This window comes from Neobacillus sp. SRL179, assembly GCF_984799095.1.
This window is the reverse complement of the sequence record NZ_OZ481792.1, coordinates 3989039-4007511: the sequence shown is the minus strand read 5'-3', so window position 1 is coordinate 4007511 and position 18473 is coordinate 3989039. Positions and strand designations below refer to the sequence as shown.

The following is an 18473-nucleotide window of genomic DNA, read 5'->3' as shown; positions in this document are numbered from 1 at the left end:
AGGGGAATGGGGAAATGCTATTTAACTCCTTAAAAAAGGGGTTACTGGTTGGTTTAAAGACAACTTGGACCTTGGGGAAAGTAATTTTTCCGGTAACCCTTATCGTGGCGGTATTACAATACACGCCTGTACTGCCATGGGTAATGAAACTGATTTCTCCATTGATGGAAATGCTCGGGTTGCCTGGAGATGCGGCCATTCCGCTTGTATTGGGCAATTTTCTTAATCTCTATGCAGCAATTGGTGCCATCTTAACGCTTGATTTTTCAGTCAAGGAAGTCTTTATTTTAGCGGTGATGCTGTCATTTTCACATAATTTATTCATCGAATCTGGCGTTGCTATGAGAGCGGGTGTGAAACTGTGGGTTGTCCTTGTGACGAGACCAGGGCTCGCTCTCCTTTCTGCAATAGTGATTAACCTTATCTGGCATGGAGGCGGGGAAAACGCCCACTATGGTTTGGTTCAATCTAGTGCCGAGCAGGCTGGCAGCATGATGGGGATTCTACTTAATGCGATTCAAAAGGCGGGGCTTGGAATTCTCCAACTAGCGATGATTGTAATTCCACTCATGATTGTGATCCAAATTTTAAAAGACTTACATTGGCTCAACAAATTTTCAAAAACAATGGCCCCTATTACAAAAACCCTGGGCATGAAGGAGAATACCTCAACGACGATGGCTGCGGGATTATTATTCGGTCTTGCCTATGGTGCCGGGGTTATGATCCAAGCGGTGAAAGAAGATGGAGTTAGCAAAAAGGATATCACCCTAGCATTTATTTTTCTCATGGCCTGCCATGCTGTTGTAGAAGATACATTAATTTTTATCCCGCTGGGTATCCCAGTGCTGCCACTGTTTTTAATCAGGCTGGGCGTTGCGATAGTATTGACCTTAGTTGTCGGTACCATTTGGAAAAGATCTGGACTAATAAAAAGGAAGGAAGCCACCTATGACTAACAACATAACAACCGTACTTTTTGATTTAGATGGTACCTTGATTGATACAAATGAACTAATCATTTCCACCTATTTACATACGCTCGAAAAGTATTATCCAAGCAAATACCAGCGAGAGGATGTCCTCCCTTTTCTTGGACCGACTCTTCACGAGGCCTTTGACAGTATTGATCCTGAACGGGTAGAGGAATTAGTCACAGAATATCGGGCCTTTAACATTGCCAAACATGATGAGCTTGTCAAGGAATTCCCTCATGTATCGGAAACCATTCAGACGTTGAAGGAGCGGGGCTATAAGCTTGGGGTGGTTACTACGAAACGAATCGACGTAACGTTGAAGGGTTTACGTTTAATGAATCTGGAGCGCTTTTTTGGAGTGATCGTGGCTTATGAACATGTAAAAAAGACGAAGCCGGATCCAGAGCCTATTTTTAATGCGTTAGAACAATTGGGATCTTCCGCTTCTGAAACCATCATGGTAGGCGACAATTTCCATGATATTTTAGCTGGAAAAAATGCTGGTACTTTGACGGCAGGCGTGGCCTGGTCGATTAAAGGCCGGGAGTATGTAGCAAGTTATGAACCTGACTATATGTTGGAAACCATGGCTGACTTATTAACAGTTCTCGGAGAGTGAGAAACATGAGAAATACGACCCGCATCCCTGTTGAAGGGGCGAATTCGTTATGGCATGTGTACAAAACGGTGCCATTCTGGAAGGTTGTAAAAAATTTTATTGTTATTCAGTTAGCTCGATACACCCCCTTTTTAGGGATGAAGAATTGGCTATATCGGGTGTTTTTAGGGCTTAAGGTCGGGAACCAAACGTCTTTTGCCTTAATGGTCATGCTGGACGTCATGTTTCCGGAGAAAATCAGTGTCGGCAGCAATACGGTCATCGGCTATAATACGACTATTCTTGCTCATGAGTATTTAATAAAAGAATATCGGCTTGGGCCTGTTACAATTGGCAGTGAAGTAATGATTGGTGCAAACTCGACCATTCTTCCTGGAGTGACGATTGGTGATGGGGCGATTGTGTCTGCTGGTACGCTTGTCCATAAGGATGTACCAGCAGGGGCATTCGTGGGTGGAAACCCGATGCGGATGATTTATACGAAGGAAGAAATGGCCGAGCGTTGGGCGGATGACCCGATTTATGGTGTGAGTAGTAAAGTAACATGAGCCTGGTTGGATAACCGGGTTTTTTACTAGAATAAATTAACGGAATTATTAAAACTTACAAAAAAATAATACATAACTGGCAAACAGCCGCCACTTTTTAATTGACGGATAATGCCACAAGGAGTAAACTACAACTATTAACTTTATCTCTCTAATATATTAGCAGACTAAAGCAAATGGAAGATGGTGAATATGTTGAGTCACTTGTTTATGTTTGAAAAACCATTAGGAATGCGGGATACGCTGCCAGAACTTTTTGAGAAAAAGCACCATGTTCGTTCCTTAATGGCAGATACGATGAAACTATGGGGCTATCAATTTATTGAAACACCCACACTTGAATACTATGAAACCGTTGGAGCGGCCTCTGCGATTGCGGATCCGCAGCTTTTTAAATTACTCGACAAAGAAGGGCATACGCTCGTACTTCGGCCTGATATGACCGCGCCAATTGCACGAGTAGCTGCATCAAAACTTTTAAATGAGGACCTTCCCGTCAGGTTAGCCTACTCAGCTAATGTATTTCGTGCCCAGCAGCGTGAGGGCGGCCGTCCAGCAGAATTCGAACAAATTGGGATTGAATGCTTGAATGAGGAATCTATCTCCTGTGATGGAGAGGTCATTGCCTTATTGATCTCCTCATTAAAAAAGGCAGGATTGCAACAATTCCAAGTCTCGATTGGACATGTTGGCTTTGTGCAGGAATTATTTGTGCAAATTCTTGGAACGAACGGCAGGGCAACAGCCTTACGGAAATACTTATTTGAGAAAAATTATGTTGGATACCGTGAGCACGTAAACTCACTGCAGTTATCCTCCATTGATAAGCAAAGATTATTGCAGCTATTAGAATTAAGAGGCGGGGTTGAGGTGATCAGCCAAGCCCTCGCGATTATTGAAAATGACAAAGGCAAGCAAGCCTTACAGGAATTGAAAGAACTGTGGGAAGTTATTAGGGATTATGGTGTCGAGGAAAATGTGAAATTTGATTTTACCATCGTTAGTCATATGAGTTATTATTCAGGTATTTTATTTGAGGCCTATGCGGGCAATGTTGGCTTTCCAATTGGAAATGGCGGCCGCTATAGTTTAATTGAGAAGTTCGGAAAGATTGCGAGCGCCACTGGCTTTGCCGTTCGGGTTGACATGCTGCTGGAGGCACTCGGGGGCGGACAACTAGAAAATACCACACATTGCATTTTCTTCAGTCAAGAGCGGCGTAAGGAAGCCTTCCAACTCGCTGAAAGCATGCATGAGCAAGGAAAAAAGGCCGTTCTTCAAGATATCACCGGTGTAAAAAATCTTGATGCTTTTACAAAACGGTTTTTCGATACTACGTATTTAATTGGAGGCCGCGCTAATGAGTAATGTATTAACAATTGCGATGCCAAAGGGACGGATTTTTATAGAGGCATTGGAACTACTCCGTAAAGCAGGTTATCAGCTGCCGCCAGAATTTGATGATTCACGGAAATTGATTATTGATGTACCTGAGGAAGGTTTGCGGTTTATTTTAGCAAAGCCAATGGATGTGGCTACATATGTGGAGCACGGCGTTGCCGATGTCGGTATTGCCGGAAAGGACGTATTACTTGAGGAAGAGCGCGATGTCTACGAACTCCTTGACCTGAAAATCAGCTACTGCTATTTGGCCGTTGCTGGACTTCCAAATACAAAAATGAACGATGTGGCCCCGAGAGTTGCCACTAAATATCCTCATGTTGCCGAGGCTTATTTCCGTGAACAAGGGGAACAGGTGGAAATTATTAAATTAAATGGTTCCATTGAGCTGGCTCCGATTATCGGATTATCTGACCGAATTGTCGATATTGTTTCAACCGGCCGGACGTTGAAGGAAAATGGACTCGTGGAATATGAACGAATCAAAGACGTGACATCCCGTTTTATCGTAAATCCTGTCAGTTACCGTATCAAGGATCAACAAATCGATGAAATGGTGAAACGCCTTAGCGAAGTAGTGTAAGGGGGTTTTTACATATGAAAATACTAAAAGTAAAGGAACTAGTTTCCATCAAGCGTTCCATTGAAGCGGGTACGAACGAGCAACTCACGATTGTAAAAAATATCATTACCGAAATTCGCCAGCGCGGTGACCAGGCATTAAGGGAGTTTACGGAACAATTTGATCGGGTTAATTTAGCGTCTTTTTCTGTTACCAATCAGGAAATGGATGCAGCATATGGAAATGTAGATGACGAATATATCAAGATTGTTCGTGAAGCTGCGGAAAACATTCGCAATTTTCATGAGAAACAGCTCCGGCCTTCTTGGATGACAACCGAAGAGAATGGGACCATTCTTGGTCAAAAAATAACCCCGCTCGATTCAGTGGGGGTATATGTACCAGGCGGGACAGCCGCCTATCCATCATCGGTATTAATGAATGTAATTCCCGCAAAAGTTGCTGGAGTTAAACGAATTGTCATGGTGTCTCCGCCAGGCAGTGATGGAAGTCTACCAGCCGCAGTGCTCGTGGCAGCAAAGGAAGCAGGCGTCGAAGAAATTTATAAAGCAGGCGGTGCCCAAGCGATAGCAGCCCTCGCCTATGGAACAGAATCAATTGCTGCTGTTGATAAAATTACGGGTCCAGGAAACATCTTTGTGGCTTTGGCCAAACGGGAAGTATTCGGTGATGTCGATATTGATATGATTGCCGGTCCAAGTGAGATTGCTATTTTAGCAGATGAAACAGCCCGGGCAGACGAAGTGGCGGCAGACCTGCTATCACAGGCCGAGCATGACCCGCGTGCCTGCAGTGTGTTAGTAACACCGTCGGCTGCCTTAGCAGAAGCCGTGTCCCAAGAAGTTGAAAAACAACTGGCGGTTTTACCTCGTAAAGAAATTGCATCCCGCTCAATTGCCGACTACGGTGCAATATATGTGACGTCTGATATCGAAGAAGCAGTTGAAACCGTAAATCAATTAGCACCTGAACACCTTGAAGTCATCACTGCCAATCCAATGGAGTTACTTGGGAAAATCCGGCATGCTGGCGCCATTTTTATTGGCCGCTATAGTTCAGAACCAGTGGGCGATTATTTTGCCGGACCGAACCATGTCCTGCCGACAAACGGAACTGCGCGCTTCTCAAGTCCACTGAATGTAGATGATTTTCAAAAGAAATCAAGTGTGGTTATATATAGTGAAAAAGCTTTAAAAGACAATGGAGCAAAAATTGCGAAATTCGCCCGGCTGGAAGGGCTTGAAGCACATGCTCGTGCGATCGAAACTAGATTGAACAATGATAACTTGTAAAGCTGCTAGAGGACAAAATTAATTGACGGAGGTTCCATTTATGGAAAGAGTAGCAAGCATAGAACGGAATACCAATGAAACAAAAATAAAACTATCCTTAGATATTGATGGGGATGGCCAATCCAATCTCGAAACCGGTGTCCCTTTTCTGACCCATATGCTCGATCTATTCGCAAAACACGGGCAGTTCAACCTTACCGTGGATGCAAAAGGCGATACAGAGGTAGATGATCACCATACTACTGAAGATATCGGGATCTGTTTAGGCCAGACACTTCGTGAAGCATTAGGAGACAAACGTGGCATAAAACGGTACGGGAATGCTTTTGTACCCATGGATGAGGCATTAGCACAAGTTGTCGTGGACCTCAGCAACCGTCCGCATCTTGAAATGCGTGCAGAATTCCCAAGCCAAAAGGTTGGAACGTTTGATACAGAGCTTGTCCATGAATTTCTTTGGAAACTTGCGTTGGAAGCACGAATGAACCTCCACGTGATTGTTCATTATGGCCACAATACACACCATATGATTGAAGCCGTGTTTAAAGCATTGGCAAGAGCACTTGACGAAGCAACGACCATTGACCCGCGCATCAAAGGTGTACCCTCAACAAAAGGAATGCTCTAACTTGGTGCCTGACACCAATAGTACATTAGACACTATGAAAACAGTAGTACCAAATAACGGGCGGCGACAGGCATCGCCCGCCAGGAGGGGTGACAGATACATGATTGGCATTGTGGATTATGGCATGGGAAATCTCTTTAGTGTTAGCAAGGCGCTTGAACGGCTGGGTGCTGATTATTTCATTTCTGCTGAGAAAACCAAGCTGCTTCAGGCAGACGCCTTAATTCTTCCAGGAGTTGGCTCTTTCCGCGATGCAATGGAACGCTTACCGGTAGATACAATCAAAGAATTTGCAGCAACAGGAAAACCGCTTCTTGGTATTTGTCTCGGCATGCAGCTTTTGTTTGAAAATAGTGAAGAAAATGGTCCAACCCAAGGGCTGGGATTGTTGCCAGGGAATGTCCGACGGTTCCCAGGTACAACCAAAGAAGGCAAAGCCTACAAGGTTCCCCACATGGGCTGGAACCTGCTTGAATTTGTAAAGGAGTCACCAATCCTCAAAAATCTAAATGAGGATTACGTTTATTTCGTTCATTCCTATTATGTAGACGCAGAAAATTCGGAGGTACTCCTGGCTAAAGCTGATTACCACGAAAAGGTATCCGCAGTGGTTGGAAAAGATAATGTTTTTGGGATGCAATTTCACCCTGAAAAAAGCAGCAAGCTTGGAATGGCATTACTAGATAACTTTTTACAGATGGTTGAGGAAAGCAGGGTGGTCCAATGAGCTTAACCATATATCCAGCCATTGATATGCGTGGCGGTAATTGCGTTCGTCTTCTGCAAGGCGACTATGACAAAGAAACCATTTATGGCAATTCCCCTTTTGATATGGCAAGAAGTTTTGCCGCGGATGGCGCAGAATGGATCCATATGGTAGACCTGGATGGCGCCAAGGATGGCAAGCGGGTGAATGACCGGTTTGTAATAGAAGCCGCGCAAAAATTAAAGGCTAAAATTCAAATTGGCGGTGGGATTCGAACAGAAGAAGACATTCACCATTATCTTGAACAAGGTGTCAACCGCGTTATCATTGGCAGCATCGCTGTTTCCAAACCCGACTTTGCGATAGAAATGATTAAAAAGTATGGCGGACAAATTGCTGTTGGAATTGATGCAAAAGATGGCTATGTCGCCACACATGGCTGGCTGGATACCTCAACCGTTAAAGCTACTGAGCTTGGCAAACGCTTTGCTGATGCAGGTGCAGAGACATTTATTTTTACAGATATAGCTACTGATGGAACACTAGCAGGCCCTAATATTGAAGCTGTATATGAAATGGCAGAGGTTACGGGGAGAAATGTAATTGCCTCTGGCGGGGTAAGCAGTCTTGCCGATTTACAGGCAATTGCAGCAAAAGGAATCAGGGGAGCGATTGTGGGAAAGGCCCTTTACGAAAACCGGTTTACCCTAAAGCAGGCCCTGGAAGAGGTGGGATTATCATGACCTTAACGAAGCGGATTATCCCCTGCCTGGATGTAAAAGAGGGCCGGGTTGTCAAAGGTATCCAATTTGTTCAGCTTCGCGATGCGGGTGACCCGGTGGAACTTGCAAGATTTTATGATGAACAAGGTGCAGACGAGCTAGTGTTCCTTGATATTTCCGCATCTGTCGAGGGCAGGAAAACAATGGTGGAGGTCGTCAAGGCAGTTGCTTCCGAGCTAGCGATTCCGTTTACGGTTGGCGGAGGAATCAATGCATTGGAAGACATGAAGAGAATTCTAAGAGCCGGTGCTGACAAAGTCTCGCTTAATACGGCGGCTGTTTTGAATCCCAATCTGATTAAGGAAGGTGCCGGTTACTTTGGCTCCCAATGCATTGTGGTCGCCATTGATGCAAAGTTTGATCCGGAAATCGGGACTTGGCGCGTCTTTACCCATGGCGGCCGGACACCTACCGATAAAAAAGTGGTAGAGTGGGCAGTAGACGCAGCCGAATTGGGTGCGGGTGAAATTTTATTAACTAGTATGGATAGTGACGGCGAGAAAAATGGTTTCGACCTTGCCTTGACGAAGGCAGTAAGTGAAGCCGTGACCATTCCCGTTATCGCTTCAGGCGGTGCAGGAAATTCGGAACATTTTGCAGAGGCATTTTTGGAAGGAAAAGCCGATGCCGCCTTAGCTGCCTCCATTTTTCATTACAAAGAAACGTCTGTCCACGAAGTAAAAGGATATTTACGAGAAAAAGGAGTGAGCATACGATGAATGTTCGATTTGACGAAAAGGGACTAGTCCCTGCCATTGTTCAAGATGCTGGAACGAAAGAAGTGTTAACACTTGCTTATATGAACGAGGAATCTCTGAAGAAAACACTGGAAACCGGAGAAACGTGGTTTTACAGCCGCTCTCGCCAGGAATTATGGCATAAGGGAGAGACCAGCGGAAATACACAAACAGTTGTCAGTGTAAACTATGATTGTGACCAAGATGCGTTATTGGTTCTTGTTTATCCTAAAGGTCCTGCCTGTCACACAGGAGCAGTCAGCTGTTTTTCTGAACGAGTTTTCGAGGGTTCAAACTTGGGAGATTATCAGATCCTGCAGTCACTTGAAAAAGTCATTTTGCAGCGTGAGAAGGAACGCCCAGAAGGTGCCTATACAACCTACCTTTTTGAAAAAGGCGTCGATAAAATTTTGAAAAAAGTTGGTGAAGAGGCGGCTGAAGTCATCATTGCAGCGAAAAATCGAAGTCATGAGGAGCTTAAGTGGGAAGCTGCTGATTTGCTCTACCACCTCCAGGTATTGCTGGTGGAACAAGAACTGCCATTCAAAGAGGTTTTACGTACACTTGAGCAAAGACACAAAGACCGGTCCTAATGGGGACCGGTTTTATTTTTGAACGGAGGAAGCTTTTTTCTGAGAGATTCTACAAAAAAACGAGTTATTCTACAAAAACGAGGATGGATTCTACAAAAAAACGAGTTATTCTACAAAAACGAGGATGGATTCTACAAAAATAAGAGTTATTCTACAAAGTCAGAGAAGAATTCTACAATTAATGTAAATCGGCTATATGAAATTCTCTTTTTACGATTCCTTCTCGAACACGCCTTTATGTGGTATAATGCATAAGTTATGTTAAAAAATATGGAGGACCTCATGGTGAAAGACGCGAAGGCGAGAATTCAAAAGGGAAAACTATTGTCATTTGTTCCTACGGGGGAATATTATTTCACGAAGGGTTTAAAGGCATACCATCGACGTGATTTTATAAAAGCTAAAAAATATCTTGGACGAGCGATTCAGCTTGAGCCGGGTGAACCGATGATTACATGCCAGTTGGCCATTGTGTCAACAGAACTGGGTGAGTTTGAAAATTCCAACCGACTCTTGCATCATGTCCTTGAAGAGCTTGATCCTGATATGGCAGAATGCCATTACTTTCTAGCAAATAATTATGCCCATTTGGGATTTTTTAAAGATGCATACCATCATAGCAAGCTCTATTTACAGCTGGACCCAGAAGGCGATTTTTCGGAAGACGCAGAGGATCTGCTGGATGTACTCTCGTTGGAGTCTGATGAATTTGACGAGGAACCTTATGAGCAGGATGATTTAATTTTTAAACAAGAGCAAGCTCGCGAACTTTTGGAATCTGGTTATTTTCCTAAAGCAATCGAGTTATTAAAAGATGTCGTACAGGAATATCCAGAGTACTGGTCTGCTTACAACAATCTGGCCCTCGCTTACTTTTATTTAGGAAAAGTGGAAAAAGCGGAAGCGATTTTAGATGATGTGTTGGTGCGGAATCCTGGAAATCTTCATGCTCTTTGTAATAGACTTGTCTTTGCTCATTATCAAGGGCAGACGAATAGTGTCAACGGAATGCTTCAATCATTGAAAAAAATTCAACCCCTGCTAAGTGAGCATCAATTTAAGTTAGGTGCTACATTTGCATTAGTGGGAGAGTATGAGCTGGCTTATACATGGTTGAAGAGATTATATAAACATGGCTATGACGGGGATGGCCCATTTTATTATTGGCTTTCTTACGCAGCTTACTACACCGGACACGAAAATTTTGCGAAAAACATGTGGAAAATGGTCCTTGAATACACGCCTGACAAAGATGGGTCAGAACCGTGGAATTTCGAAAATACGCCGGCCAAGGGCTTTGAAAGCCTAACCGGATCGATTTTTCAAAAACTTGAAAGTGACTATGTGGAAGAGCGGTTATTTGCACTGTTCTTGACCACCGTTTCAAGTAAAAAAGAAGAAATCATAACTTCGAAAAGGCTCGTTCAAAATCAGAAATTCACGAAGTTGGAAAAAGAATATATCTCCTTAATCAGATTAGGGAAACCGACACCGGCCGCTGCTGCTCAAGAAATTGCTGAGATTTTTTATGAAAATCACCAGCCGATTGATGTAAAAGAGTCCGGATTGTACCTGATGTGGTTTTCCGTGTTTGTTGAGGTCTGCAAAGCAGGTGTCGTTTTGAAAAATAAGCGCGCTTGGGCGGGGGCTGTTGAGTATGTATGGCATAAGCTCCGCAGTGAAAAAGTTTCACAGCAGGAAGTAGCGGAGTTATATGGCATCTCAACTGCCACTCTTGGTAAATATGTGAAGCTAGTCAATAGTTTTTTGCAATAGTCCATGTGCCTTAATATGAGCAGATTTTTGGACTATAAAGCGATTGTTTTATACGATTAAGTAGGGAATACTAATACTTAATCGTATTTTTTTATATGATAAAGCGAAAGCGGGTTACCGCTGTTAAAAGGGAGTGACAACATGTCTGAAGAAAAAATTTATGATGTGATCATTGCTGGGGCTGGTCCGGCAGGAATGACAGCAGCTGTTTATACATCAAGAGCAAATCTTTCAACACTTATGATTGAGCGTGGTATGCCAGGCGGGCAGATGGCCAATACGGAGGATGTTGAGAACTATCCAGGGTTTGATAGTATTTTAGGTCCAGATTTATCAACAAAGATGTTTGAACATGCGAAAAAATTCGGCGCCGAATATGCATATGGCGATATTAAAGAAATTGTTGACCATGGTGATTACAAATTGATAACCGCTGGGTCAAAACAATATAAAGCCTACTCGGTTATCATTACAACAGGTGCAGAGTATAAGAAGCTCGGTGTTCCAGGTGAAAAAGAGCTTGGTGGACGCGGTGTGTCCTATTGTGCTGTTTGTGATGGAGCGTTTTTCAAAACAAAAGAATTGTTTGTCATTGGCGGCGGCGATTCTGCAGTAGAAGAGGGCGTTTATTTAACACGCTTTGCATCAAAGGTGACAATCGTTCACAGACGCGATCAACTGCGGGCCCAAAAAATTCTTCAAGACCGTGCCTTTGCTAATGAAAAGGTGGATTTTATCTGGAATCATACCGTGAAATCTATTAATAATAAAGACGGTAAAGTAGGAAGCGTCACACTTGTTTCAACAGAAAATGGGGAAGAACGGGAATTACCAGCAGATGGAGTCTTTATATACGTAGGAATGGTACCACTTTCTAAACCATTTGAAAATCTAGGGATTACCAATCAAAACGGCTATATTGAAACCAATGACCGGATGGAAACAAAGGTCCCAGGTATTTTTGCTGCAGGTGACATTCGTGAAAAAACACTTCGTCAAATTGTGACAGCTACAGGCGACGGAAGTATTGCCGCCCAAAGTGCCCAGCATTTTGTTGAAGAACTTAAAGAGGAAATGAAATTAAAGAACTAATCGGTTTCTGAAAAGCTGCACTATAAAGGAATTTGTGAATGATTACTTTACAAAAAAGTAACTCTGTTTTAATTCTCCTGTAACAGTAGTGAAATAAAAATAAGGTAATATAAGGGTAATTGACCCCCTTTAAAATAAATACCTTTTTTGCACAGGCTCAGTAGCTTGTGCTATTTTTTTTGAATGGGAGTAAAAAAGGCCGGATTAGCAGAAATAATTAACAGAAATATCAATTTTGTATTCATTGTGACTGTTTCCTAAAAATAGTATAATGAAATGAATATATGAATTGTCTGGCTGATATTCAGCAAGTGTTTAGAAATAGGCACTTATGCTTCATTAAGAAGGTGAAAACAATGCAGCGGGTTACTAATTGTGTATTGATAAGAAATAATCAAATATTATTGCTACAGAAACCGCGTCGCGGCTGGTGGGTTGCTCCAGGAGGGAAAATGGAGCCAGGCGAATCAGTTCGTGATTCTTGCATCCGGGAATATCGTGAGGAAACGGGGATTTATTTGAAAAATCCACAATTAAAGGGAATTTTCACCATGATTATGAAAGAAAGCGATGAGCTTTTATCAGAATGGATGATGTTTACCTTTGTTGCTACCGATTCAGATGGTGTCGATTTAGAGGAATCTGAAGAAGGAAAGTTAGCTTGGCAGTCAATAGACCAAATAAAAGCCTTGCCTATGGCCGCAGGAGATTTACATATCCTTGATTATATGGTTCATGGCAAAGGGATTATTTACGGCACTTTTACTTATACAAGTGATTTTCAACTGATTAGTTATCGATTAGATCCAAGTTAATCGGCTAGGAAAGAAATAAATGGGGGGAAATGAAATGAGTACTGGTTCGACAAGTGAAATTCAGATGGTCATTATTACCGGAATGTCCGGGGCTGGAAAAACTGTCGCTATTCAAAGTTTTGAAGATCTAGGATTCTTCTGTGTCGATAATTTGCCTCCAACACTGCTTCCAAAATTCCTTGAACTTATGAAGGAATCGGGGAATAAGATGAATAAAGTGGCACTTGTGATGGACTTACGCGGAAGAGAGTTTTTTGATCATCTTTTTAAGGCATTAGATGAATTGGCCGAAACATCATGGCTAACACCGCAAATATTATTTTTAGATGCAGATGATGCAACGTTAGTACGGAGATATAAGGAAACAAGACGATCACATCCGCTGGCACAGTCGGCCTCCCCCCTAGAAGGAATTACACTGGAACGGGAACTGTTAGAAGAGTTAAAAGGACGCGCCCAGTTAATTTATAACACTTCACAAATGAAACCGCGGGAGTTACGTGAAAAAATATTAACCGAATTTACGGCAAATAAACAATTAATCTTTACTGTCAATGTCATGTCATTTGGTTTTAAATATGGGATTCCAATCGATGCCGATCTTGTTTTTGATGTCCGCTTCTTGCCAAATCCTCACTATATTGATCATATGAGGCCAAAAACAGGTTTGGATGAAGAGGTTTCGAGTTACGTTTTAAAATGGAATGAAACGCAAAAGTTTTTGGAAAAAGTAACTGACCTGCTTACCTTTATGCTTCCCCATTATAAAAGGGAAGGTAAAGCACAGCTCGTTATTGCAATTGGATGTACGGGCGGGCAGCATCGGTCGGTTACATTAGCGGAATATATTGGCCGCTTTTTCCAAAAAGATTATAAGACGATTGTTTCTCATCGTGACATTGAGAGGAGAAAGGATAAAACAACATGAGAGAGTTAGGACAGCCACGAATTGTCGTCATTGGCGGCGGAACAGGATTACCCGTGTTATTGCGCGGATTAAAACAATATCCTGTTGATATTACTGCCATTGTGACAGTTGCGGATGACGGAGGCAGCTCAGGGCGCTTGCGTGAGGATTTACATATTCCTCCACCAGGCGACATTCGTAATGTATTGGCATCATTGTCAGATGTTGAACCGCTTGTTGAAGAAATGTTCCAACATCGATTTAAGACCTCGAATGAACTTTCTGGGCATTCACTAGGCAATCTTATTCTAGCAGCCATGACGTCGATTACGGGGAATTTTGTCCATGCCATCCAAGAAATGAGTAAAATCTTAAATGTCCGAGGGAAGGTACTCCCTGCTGCCAATCAAAGCGTCATTTTGCATGCTGAGATGGAAGACGGTGCCATTGTGTCAGGGGAATCTAAAATTCCTTACTCGGGTAAAAGAATTAAAAGAGTTTTTTTAACTTCCAAAAATCATATACGTCCCTTACCGGAGACGATTCAAGCGATTCGTCAGGCTGATTTAATTATTATTGGTCCAGGAAGTTTGTATACAAGTATACTGCCGAACCTTTTGGTTCCTCGTTTAGGGGATGAGGTTTGTCACTCCCATGCAAAAAAGGTTTATATTTGCAATTTGATGACCCAGGCAGGAGAAACCCATGGCTTTACGGCAAGCGATCATGTGAAGGCAATCTATGATCACATGAACTGTGCCTTTATTAATACCATTCTTGTGAATAATGAAGAAATTCCGCCGGATATTCAGCTCCGGTATAATGAAGAATTGGCCGACCCTGTGCAGTATGATATGCCGCAACTTTCCGAGCTTGGGCTTGAAGTGGTTCATGCCGATATTGCCTATCAGGAAAATGGGGCATTAAGGCATGATCCCAAAAAGGTAGCAAATATTTTATATAATTTGCTGATTACTGAAACCAAAAAGCGTTATGAATCGTAGATGGTAGTAGACTTCATAAATAATGTAATTAAGTTGGCGTAGTTATGGATAATTTTTAAAAATAATGCAATGAAAGTTTATTTAATCGAATACTTGTGTTCAAAAAGGTGGTGAGGGGATGTCTTTCGCTTCAGAGACAAAAAAGGAATTAACTAACTTGGAAGTGAAAACTTGCTGCATTCAATCCGAACTATCGGCGTTGATTCGCATGAACGGTTCCCTTTCCTTTTCTAATCGAAAGTTAATTGTCGATATACAAACAGAAAATGCTGCAATTGCCAGAAGAATTTATACATTACTAAAAAAGAGTTACGATGTGCAAGTGGAGCTGCTTGTTCGGAAGAAGATGCGCCTGAAGAAAAATAATGTCTATATTGTGCGTTTAAATGACCAGGCCAAAAAAATTCTTGAAGATACAAAAATATTAGGGGAAGGATTTACCTTCATTCATGACATTTCCCCAGACCTAATAAAGAAGAAGTGTTGTAAGCGTTCTTATCTGCGCGGAGCATTTCTTGCTGGTGGATCTGTCAACAACCCTGAAACTTCTTCTTATCATTTAGAAATTGCCTCGTTATATAAAGAACATAATGATTCTTTATGCGAGTTGATGAATACATTTGGACTAAATAGTAAAACGCTTGAGCGTAAAAAAGGGTTTATTACGTACTTAAAGGAAGCAGAGAAAATTACGGAGTTTTTAAATATTATTGGTGCTCACAATGCCTTGCTTCGCTTTGAAGATGTTCGTATTCTTCGAGACATGAGGAACTCTGTTAACCGCCTTGTAAACTGTGAGACCGCTAATCTCAATAAAACCATTAGTGCTTCGATCAGGCAGGTGGAAAACATTCGCTTCATTAATTCTTCCGTTGGTTTGCAAATTTTACCTGATAAACTGAGAGAAATTGCCGAACTTCGCGTCCAATATCCTGATGTCACACTAAAAGAGTTAGGGGAAATGGTATCAGGGGGGACGATTAGCAAGTCAGGGATTAATCATCGCTTACGAAAAATTGATGAGATTGCGGATAAACTGCGTACAGGAGAATTAACAGCAAAACAATCATAGTTTGTGAAATAATGAATAAATTAGAATCATGCCTATAGAGAATTTACCTGAGGAGGAATTTTACATGTTGGTTAAAGAAATAGAAGTAAAATTGAAAACTGGTCTTCAAGCACGACCTGCGGCACTTTTTGTGCAGGAAGCAAACCGATTTTCTGCAGATGTTTTTCTTGAAAAGGATGGAAAAAAAGTTAATGCGAAGAGTATTATGGGACTTATGAGTCTGGCGGTGGGCTCCGGAGTCGTTATTAATATTATTGCTGACGGCGATGATGAAGAAAATGCCATCAGCGTTTTATCGGATTTCATTCAGAACGAACATTAATCAGAAAGGGTTTGGCTTCAATAGAAGCTGGATCCTTTTTTTAGTTATAATTCAGATTAAACGCTGGGTAGAAGAACGGGTTGGCGGAATAAATGGGAAAGTCCGCGGAATTAATTCAAAAGTTGGCGGGAATAAGTGGAAAATCCGCGGAATTAATCTAAAAAGTGGCGAAAAAAACTGAAAAGTCGGCGGATCCAACCCTAAATGTCCATAAAAAAAGCAACCGGCCACAAAGCCGATTGCTTTTACAACTTACTTTTTCTCTGCATTTTCAGTTGGTTTACGAGTAATAATGCTGTCAATCAAGCCATATTCTTTCGCTCTTTCAGCTGTCATGAAATTGTCGCGGTCTGTATCTCTGCTAATAACTTCTAGCGATTGACCAGTGCGCTCTGCAATAATTCCATTTAATTTTTCACGAAGGAAAAGAATACGCTTAGCTGCAATTTCAATTTCTGTAGCTTGACCTTGAGCGCCGCCTAGTGGCTGGTGAATCATTACTTCAGCATTTGGAAGTGCATAGCGTTTTCCTTTTTGTCCAGCTGTAAGCAGGAATGCACCCATTGAAGCCGCCATACCGATACATACGGTTGATACATCTGCTTTTATGTACTGCATGGTATCATAAATGGCCATTCCGGCTGTTATGCTTCCGCCTGGGCTGTTGATATAAAGAGTTATATCTTTTTCAGGATTTTCCGCTTCAAGGAACAATAATTGTGCTACAATGCTGTTAGCCACATTGTCATCGATGGCGCTTCCTAACATAATAATCCGGTCTTTTAACAGACGGGAGTAAATGTCATAGGCTCTTTCGCCGCGGTTTGTTTGTTCAATAACTGTAGGAATCAAATTCATTTTTCTTCCTCCTTTGATTAGAAAAGGTAAAAGCTTATGTACTTGTATCATACACTGATGGTCAATAAAGGTCAAACATATTGACTTTTAAAAAGTTCGACATCTTTCCCTAAATAAGCATAACCATTTTATCCGACTTTAAAACCTATTCTTTACTTGCAATCAAGAAGGATATAACATATAATAGAAAAGTCGCAAATATACATGCGCTCGTGGTGCAACGGATAGCACGTAAGCCTCCGAAGCTTAAAATGTGAGTTCGATTCTCGCCGAGCGCATCAATAAAGGCCACCTGTTTTCTTATAAACGGGTGGTCTTTTCTTTTTCTTCCATCTACTAAAGTGTATTCCAAATTCTTCACACGAATCTCTCTTCATCGTGTAAAATAGGAGCAGGAGGAGATTCGGATGGACGTAAAGCCAGGGTTATGGCAACAGCAAACGTTAAAATTAGCAATGACGCAGGAGTTATCTCAGGCTATTGCCTTGTTGCAATACTCAGCCCAGGAGCTCACAGCGTTTTTAGAAGATAAAGCACTGGAGAATCCCTTATTACAAATTGAAAATGTGAATGTCAAGCCAATGAATCCTCTAATGGACCGGAACCGACGGAAACATCAAAAGACGGAAAAGGATTGGATTGAGCAAATCGCTGACAAACCATTTTCATTGGAAGAGTACTTACTTTCACAATTAAAAATAACTAACTTATCGGATGAGCAATTAACTGTGATTCATTACCTTATTCATAGTTTAGATGAAAACGGTTACTTTTTAGGTGACATACAGGAACTAGCACTGAAGCTTCAAGTGGACGAAGAGGTAGTAGAAGAATGTCTTGCAGTGATTCAAACATTAGAACCAGCTGGGATTGGGGCAAGGAATCTCCAAGAGTGCCTGCTGATGCAAATCTATTATAAAAATCCAGACAATGAATTGGCGCAAAAAATTATCGCCGATTACTTCGTCCCATTTGCTGAAAAGAAGTGGAAACAAATTTCGAAAGAACTACGGATCACACTTAAAGAGATCCAAGATGTATTTGATGATATCCAGCTGCTTAATCCAAAACCAACAGCTAACTTGCAAAAGGAAGCGACATCCTACATTATTCCTGATGCAATTGTAGAACATACAGCGGAGGGACTGTCGGTCCGGATGTTTGATGATACCTACCCAAGGATAAGCTTTAATGAACAGTATTATAAGAAGTTTAACAATCAAGATACTCATGTTAACCGTTTTTTGCAAGATAAAGTTCAGGATTACCAATGGATCTTAAAAAGCATCGAGCAGCGGAAAGAGACACTAACGAAGGTAGTTACTAAGATTATAGAAAAGCAGCCGGCGTTTTTTCAAAAAGGGGTGCAATCTTTAGTCCCGATGACAATGAAGGAGATTGCTGCAGAATTGGATATACATGAATCAACGGTGAGCAGGGCAGTAAGAGAAAAATATGTGCAAACCCCCATTGGTACGTATGCTCTAAAAACATTTTTCACTAGTACAATTCAGACCGTATCGGAGGATGAAACCACGTCTTCCACGCAAGTGAAAAATGAAATAAATAAATTAGTTGATCAAGAGAACAAGGAGAAGCCGCTGTCTGACCAAGAAATTGTGGAACAATTGAAGCAGCAAAAGGGAATCGTTGTTTCTAGAAGGACGATAGCTAAATACCGCGACCAGTTAGGGATTCCGTCCTCTGCAAAGCGGAAGCGGTTCAAATGACGCTTGCATAACCAAGTGATAAAATGGATTT

The 18473-nt window shown here is 41.9% G+C and carries 20 protein-coding genes and 1 tRNA gene; 20 read left to right on the top strand and 1 reads right to left on the bottom strand.

The genetic code is table 11. From position 1 onward, the window contains the following. Nucleotides 1-14 precede the first annotated feature (14 nt). From AC4E8C_RS19970 to AC4E8C_RS19885, 18 genes are all read left to right on the top strand, one after another. Nucleotides 15-959: a nucleoside recognition domain-containing protein gene (locus AC4E8C_RS19970; protein WP_490208376.1), complete on the top strand. Its 945-nt coding sequence runs from the start codon at nucleotides 15-17 to the stop codon at nucleotides 957-959. Further along, nucleotides 952-1596: a pyrophosphatase PpaX gene (gene ppaX, locus AC4E8C_RS19965; RefSeq protein WP_490208375.1), complete on the top strand. Its 645-nt coding sequence runs from the start codon at nucleotides 952-954 to the stop codon at nucleotides 1594-1596. The genes AC4E8C_RS19970 and ppaX overlap by 8 nt, the downstream gene beginning before the upstream one ends. Before the next feature lie 5 nt (nucleotides 1597-1601). Further along, complete coding sequence (locus tag AC4E8C_RS19960; RefSeq protein ID WP_490208374.1) at nucleotides 1602-2144, top strand: acyltransferase; 543 nt, start codon at nucleotides 1602-1604, stop codon at nucleotides 2142-2144. Nucleotides 2145-2336: 192 nt separating this feature from the next. Further along, nucleotides 2337-3512, top strand: coding sequence for an ATP phosphoribosyltransferase regulatory subunit (locus AC4E8C_RS19955; RefSeq protein ID WP_490208373.1), 1176 nt, complete (start codon nucleotides 2337-2339; stop codon nucleotides 3510-3512). Next, nucleotides 3505-4128: an ATP phosphoribosyltransferase gene (hisG, locus tag AC4E8C_RS19950; protein WP_490208372.1), complete on the top strand. Its 624-nt coding sequence runs from the start codon at nucleotides 3505-3507 to the stop codon at nucleotides 4126-4128. Before AC4E8C_RS19955 ends, hisG begins: the two co-directional genes overlap by 8 nt. A 14-nt stretch (nucleotides 4129-4142) precedes the next feature. Next, nucleotides 4143-5420: a histidinol dehydrogenase gene (hisD, locus tag AC4E8C_RS19945; RefSeq protein WP_490208371.1), complete on the top strand. Its 1278-nt coding sequence runs from the start codon at nucleotides 4143-4145 to the stop codon at nucleotides 5418-5420. Nucleotides 5421-5460: 40 nt separating this feature from the next. Beyond that, nucleotides 5461-6048 (top strand): imidazoleglycerol-phosphate dehydratase HisB, encoded by a 588-nt coding sequence (gene hisB, locus AC4E8C_RS19940; protein ID WP_490208370.1) that lies wholly within the window; start codon nucleotides 5461-5463, stop codon nucleotides 6046-6048. A 100-nt stretch (nucleotides 6049-6148) separates the two neighbouring features. Then, a complete protein-coding gene (hisH, locus tag AC4E8C_RS19935) occupies nucleotides 6149-6775 on the top strand; it encodes an imidazole glycerol phosphate synthase subunit HisH (protein WP_490208369.1) in 627 nt (208 codons plus the stop codon). Further along, nucleotides 6772-7497, top strand: a complete 726-nt coding sequence (gene hisA / locus AC4E8C_RS19930; RefSeq protein WP_490208368.1) for a 1-(5-phosphoribosyl)-5-[(5-phosphoribosylamino)methylideneamino]imidazole-4-carboxamide isomerase — start codon at nucleotides 6772-6774, stop codon at nucleotides 7495-7497. Before hisH ends, hisA begins: the two co-directional genes overlap by 4 nt. Beyond that, complete coding sequence (hisF, locus tag AC4E8C_RS19925) at nucleotides 7494-8255, top strand: imidazole glycerol phosphate synthase subunit HisF (protein ID WP_490208367.1); 762 nt, start codon at nucleotides 7494-7496, stop codon at nucleotides 8253-8255. The genes hisA and hisF overlap by 4 nt, the downstream gene beginning before the upstream one ends. After that, nucleotides 8252-8866 carry a bifunctional phosphoribosyl-AMP cyclohydrolase/phosphoribosyl-ATP diphosphatase HisIE gene (gene hisIE, locus AC4E8C_RS19920; RefSeq protein ID WP_490208366.1) on the top strand — a complete coding sequence of 205 codons (615 nt, stop codon included), beginning with the start codon at nucleotides 8252-8254 and terminating at the stop codon, nucleotides 8864-8866. Before hisF ends, hisIE begins: the two co-directional genes overlap by 4 nt. Nucleotides 8867-9148: 282 nt before the next feature. Next, nucleotides 9149-10642 (top strand): tetratricopeptide repeat protein, encoded by a 1494-nt coding sequence (locus AC4E8C_RS19915; protein ID WP_490208365.1) that lies wholly within the window; start codon nucleotides 9149-9151, stop codon nucleotides 10640-10642. Between the two features lie 141 nt (nucleotides 10643-10783). Beyond that, entirely contained in the window at nucleotides 10784-11734 is a 951-nt protein-coding gene (trxB, locus tag AC4E8C_RS19910) for a thioredoxin-disulfide reductase (protein WP_490208364.1), read from the top strand. Nucleotides 11735-12090: 356 nt separating this feature from the next. Beyond that, nucleotides 12091-12549 carry an NUDIX hydrolase gene (locus AC4E8C_RS19905; protein WP_490208363.1) on the top strand — a complete coding sequence of 153 codons (459 nt, stop codon included), beginning with the start codon at nucleotides 12091-12093 and terminating at the stop codon, nucleotides 12547-12549. Nucleotides 12550-12583: 34 nt separating this feature from the next. Beyond that, a complete protein-coding gene (gene rapZ, locus AC4E8C_RS19900; RefSeq protein ID WP_490208362.1) occupies nucleotides 12584-13477 on the top strand; it encodes an RNase adapter RapZ in 894 nt (297 codons plus the stop codon). Continuing rightward, the gene (locus AC4E8C_RS19895; RefSeq protein WP_490208361.1) at nucleotides 13474-14460 is read left to right on the top strand and encodes a gluconeogenesis factor YvcK family protein; all 987 of its coding nucleotides are present in this window, start codon (nucleotides 13474-13476) and stop codon (nucleotides 14458-14460) included. The genes rapZ and AC4E8C_RS19895 overlap by 4 nt, the downstream gene beginning before the upstream one ends. A gap of 118 nt (nucleotides 14461-14578) precedes the next feature. Beyond that, on the top strand, nucleotides 14579-15532 hold the full coding sequence (gene whiA, locus AC4E8C_RS19890; protein ID WP_490208360.1) for a DNA-binding protein WhiA: 954 nt from the start codon (nucleotides 14579-14581) through the stop codon (nucleotides 15530-15532). Between the two features lie 64 nt (nucleotides 15533-15596). Then, nucleotides 15597-15854: an HPr family phosphocarrier protein gene (locus AC4E8C_RS19885; RefSeq protein ID WP_490208359.1), complete on the top strand. Its 258-nt coding sequence runs from the start codon at nucleotides 15597-15599 to the stop codon at nucleotides 15852-15854. A 252-nt stretch (nucleotides 15855-16106) separates the two neighbouring features. Here AC4E8C_RS19885 and clpP read toward each other — a convergent pair whose 3' ends face one another. Further along, nucleotides 16107-16712 (bottom strand): ATP-dependent Clp endopeptidase proteolytic subunit ClpP, encoded by a 606-nt coding sequence (gene clpP, locus AC4E8C_RS19880; protein ID WP_490208358.1) that lies wholly within the window; start codon nucleotides 16710-16712, stop codon nucleotides 16107-16109. 206 nt (nucleotides 16713-16918) lie between these two features. Between clpP and AC4E8C_RS19875 the strand changes: the two genes are divergently transcribed. Together AC4E8C_RS19875 and rpoN are read left to right on the top strand one after the other, a co-directional pair. After that, a tRNA-Arg gene (locus AC4E8C_RS19875) sits at nucleotides 16919-16990 on the top strand. A 129-nt stretch (nucleotides 16991-17119) separates the two neighbouring features. Further along, nucleotides 17120-18442, top strand: a complete 1323-nt coding sequence (gene rpoN / locus AC4E8C_RS19870) for an RNA polymerase factor sigma-54 (RefSeq protein ID WP_490208357.1) — start codon at nucleotides 17120-17122, stop codon at nucleotides 18440-18442. Nucleotides 18443-18473 lie beyond the last annotated feature (31 nt).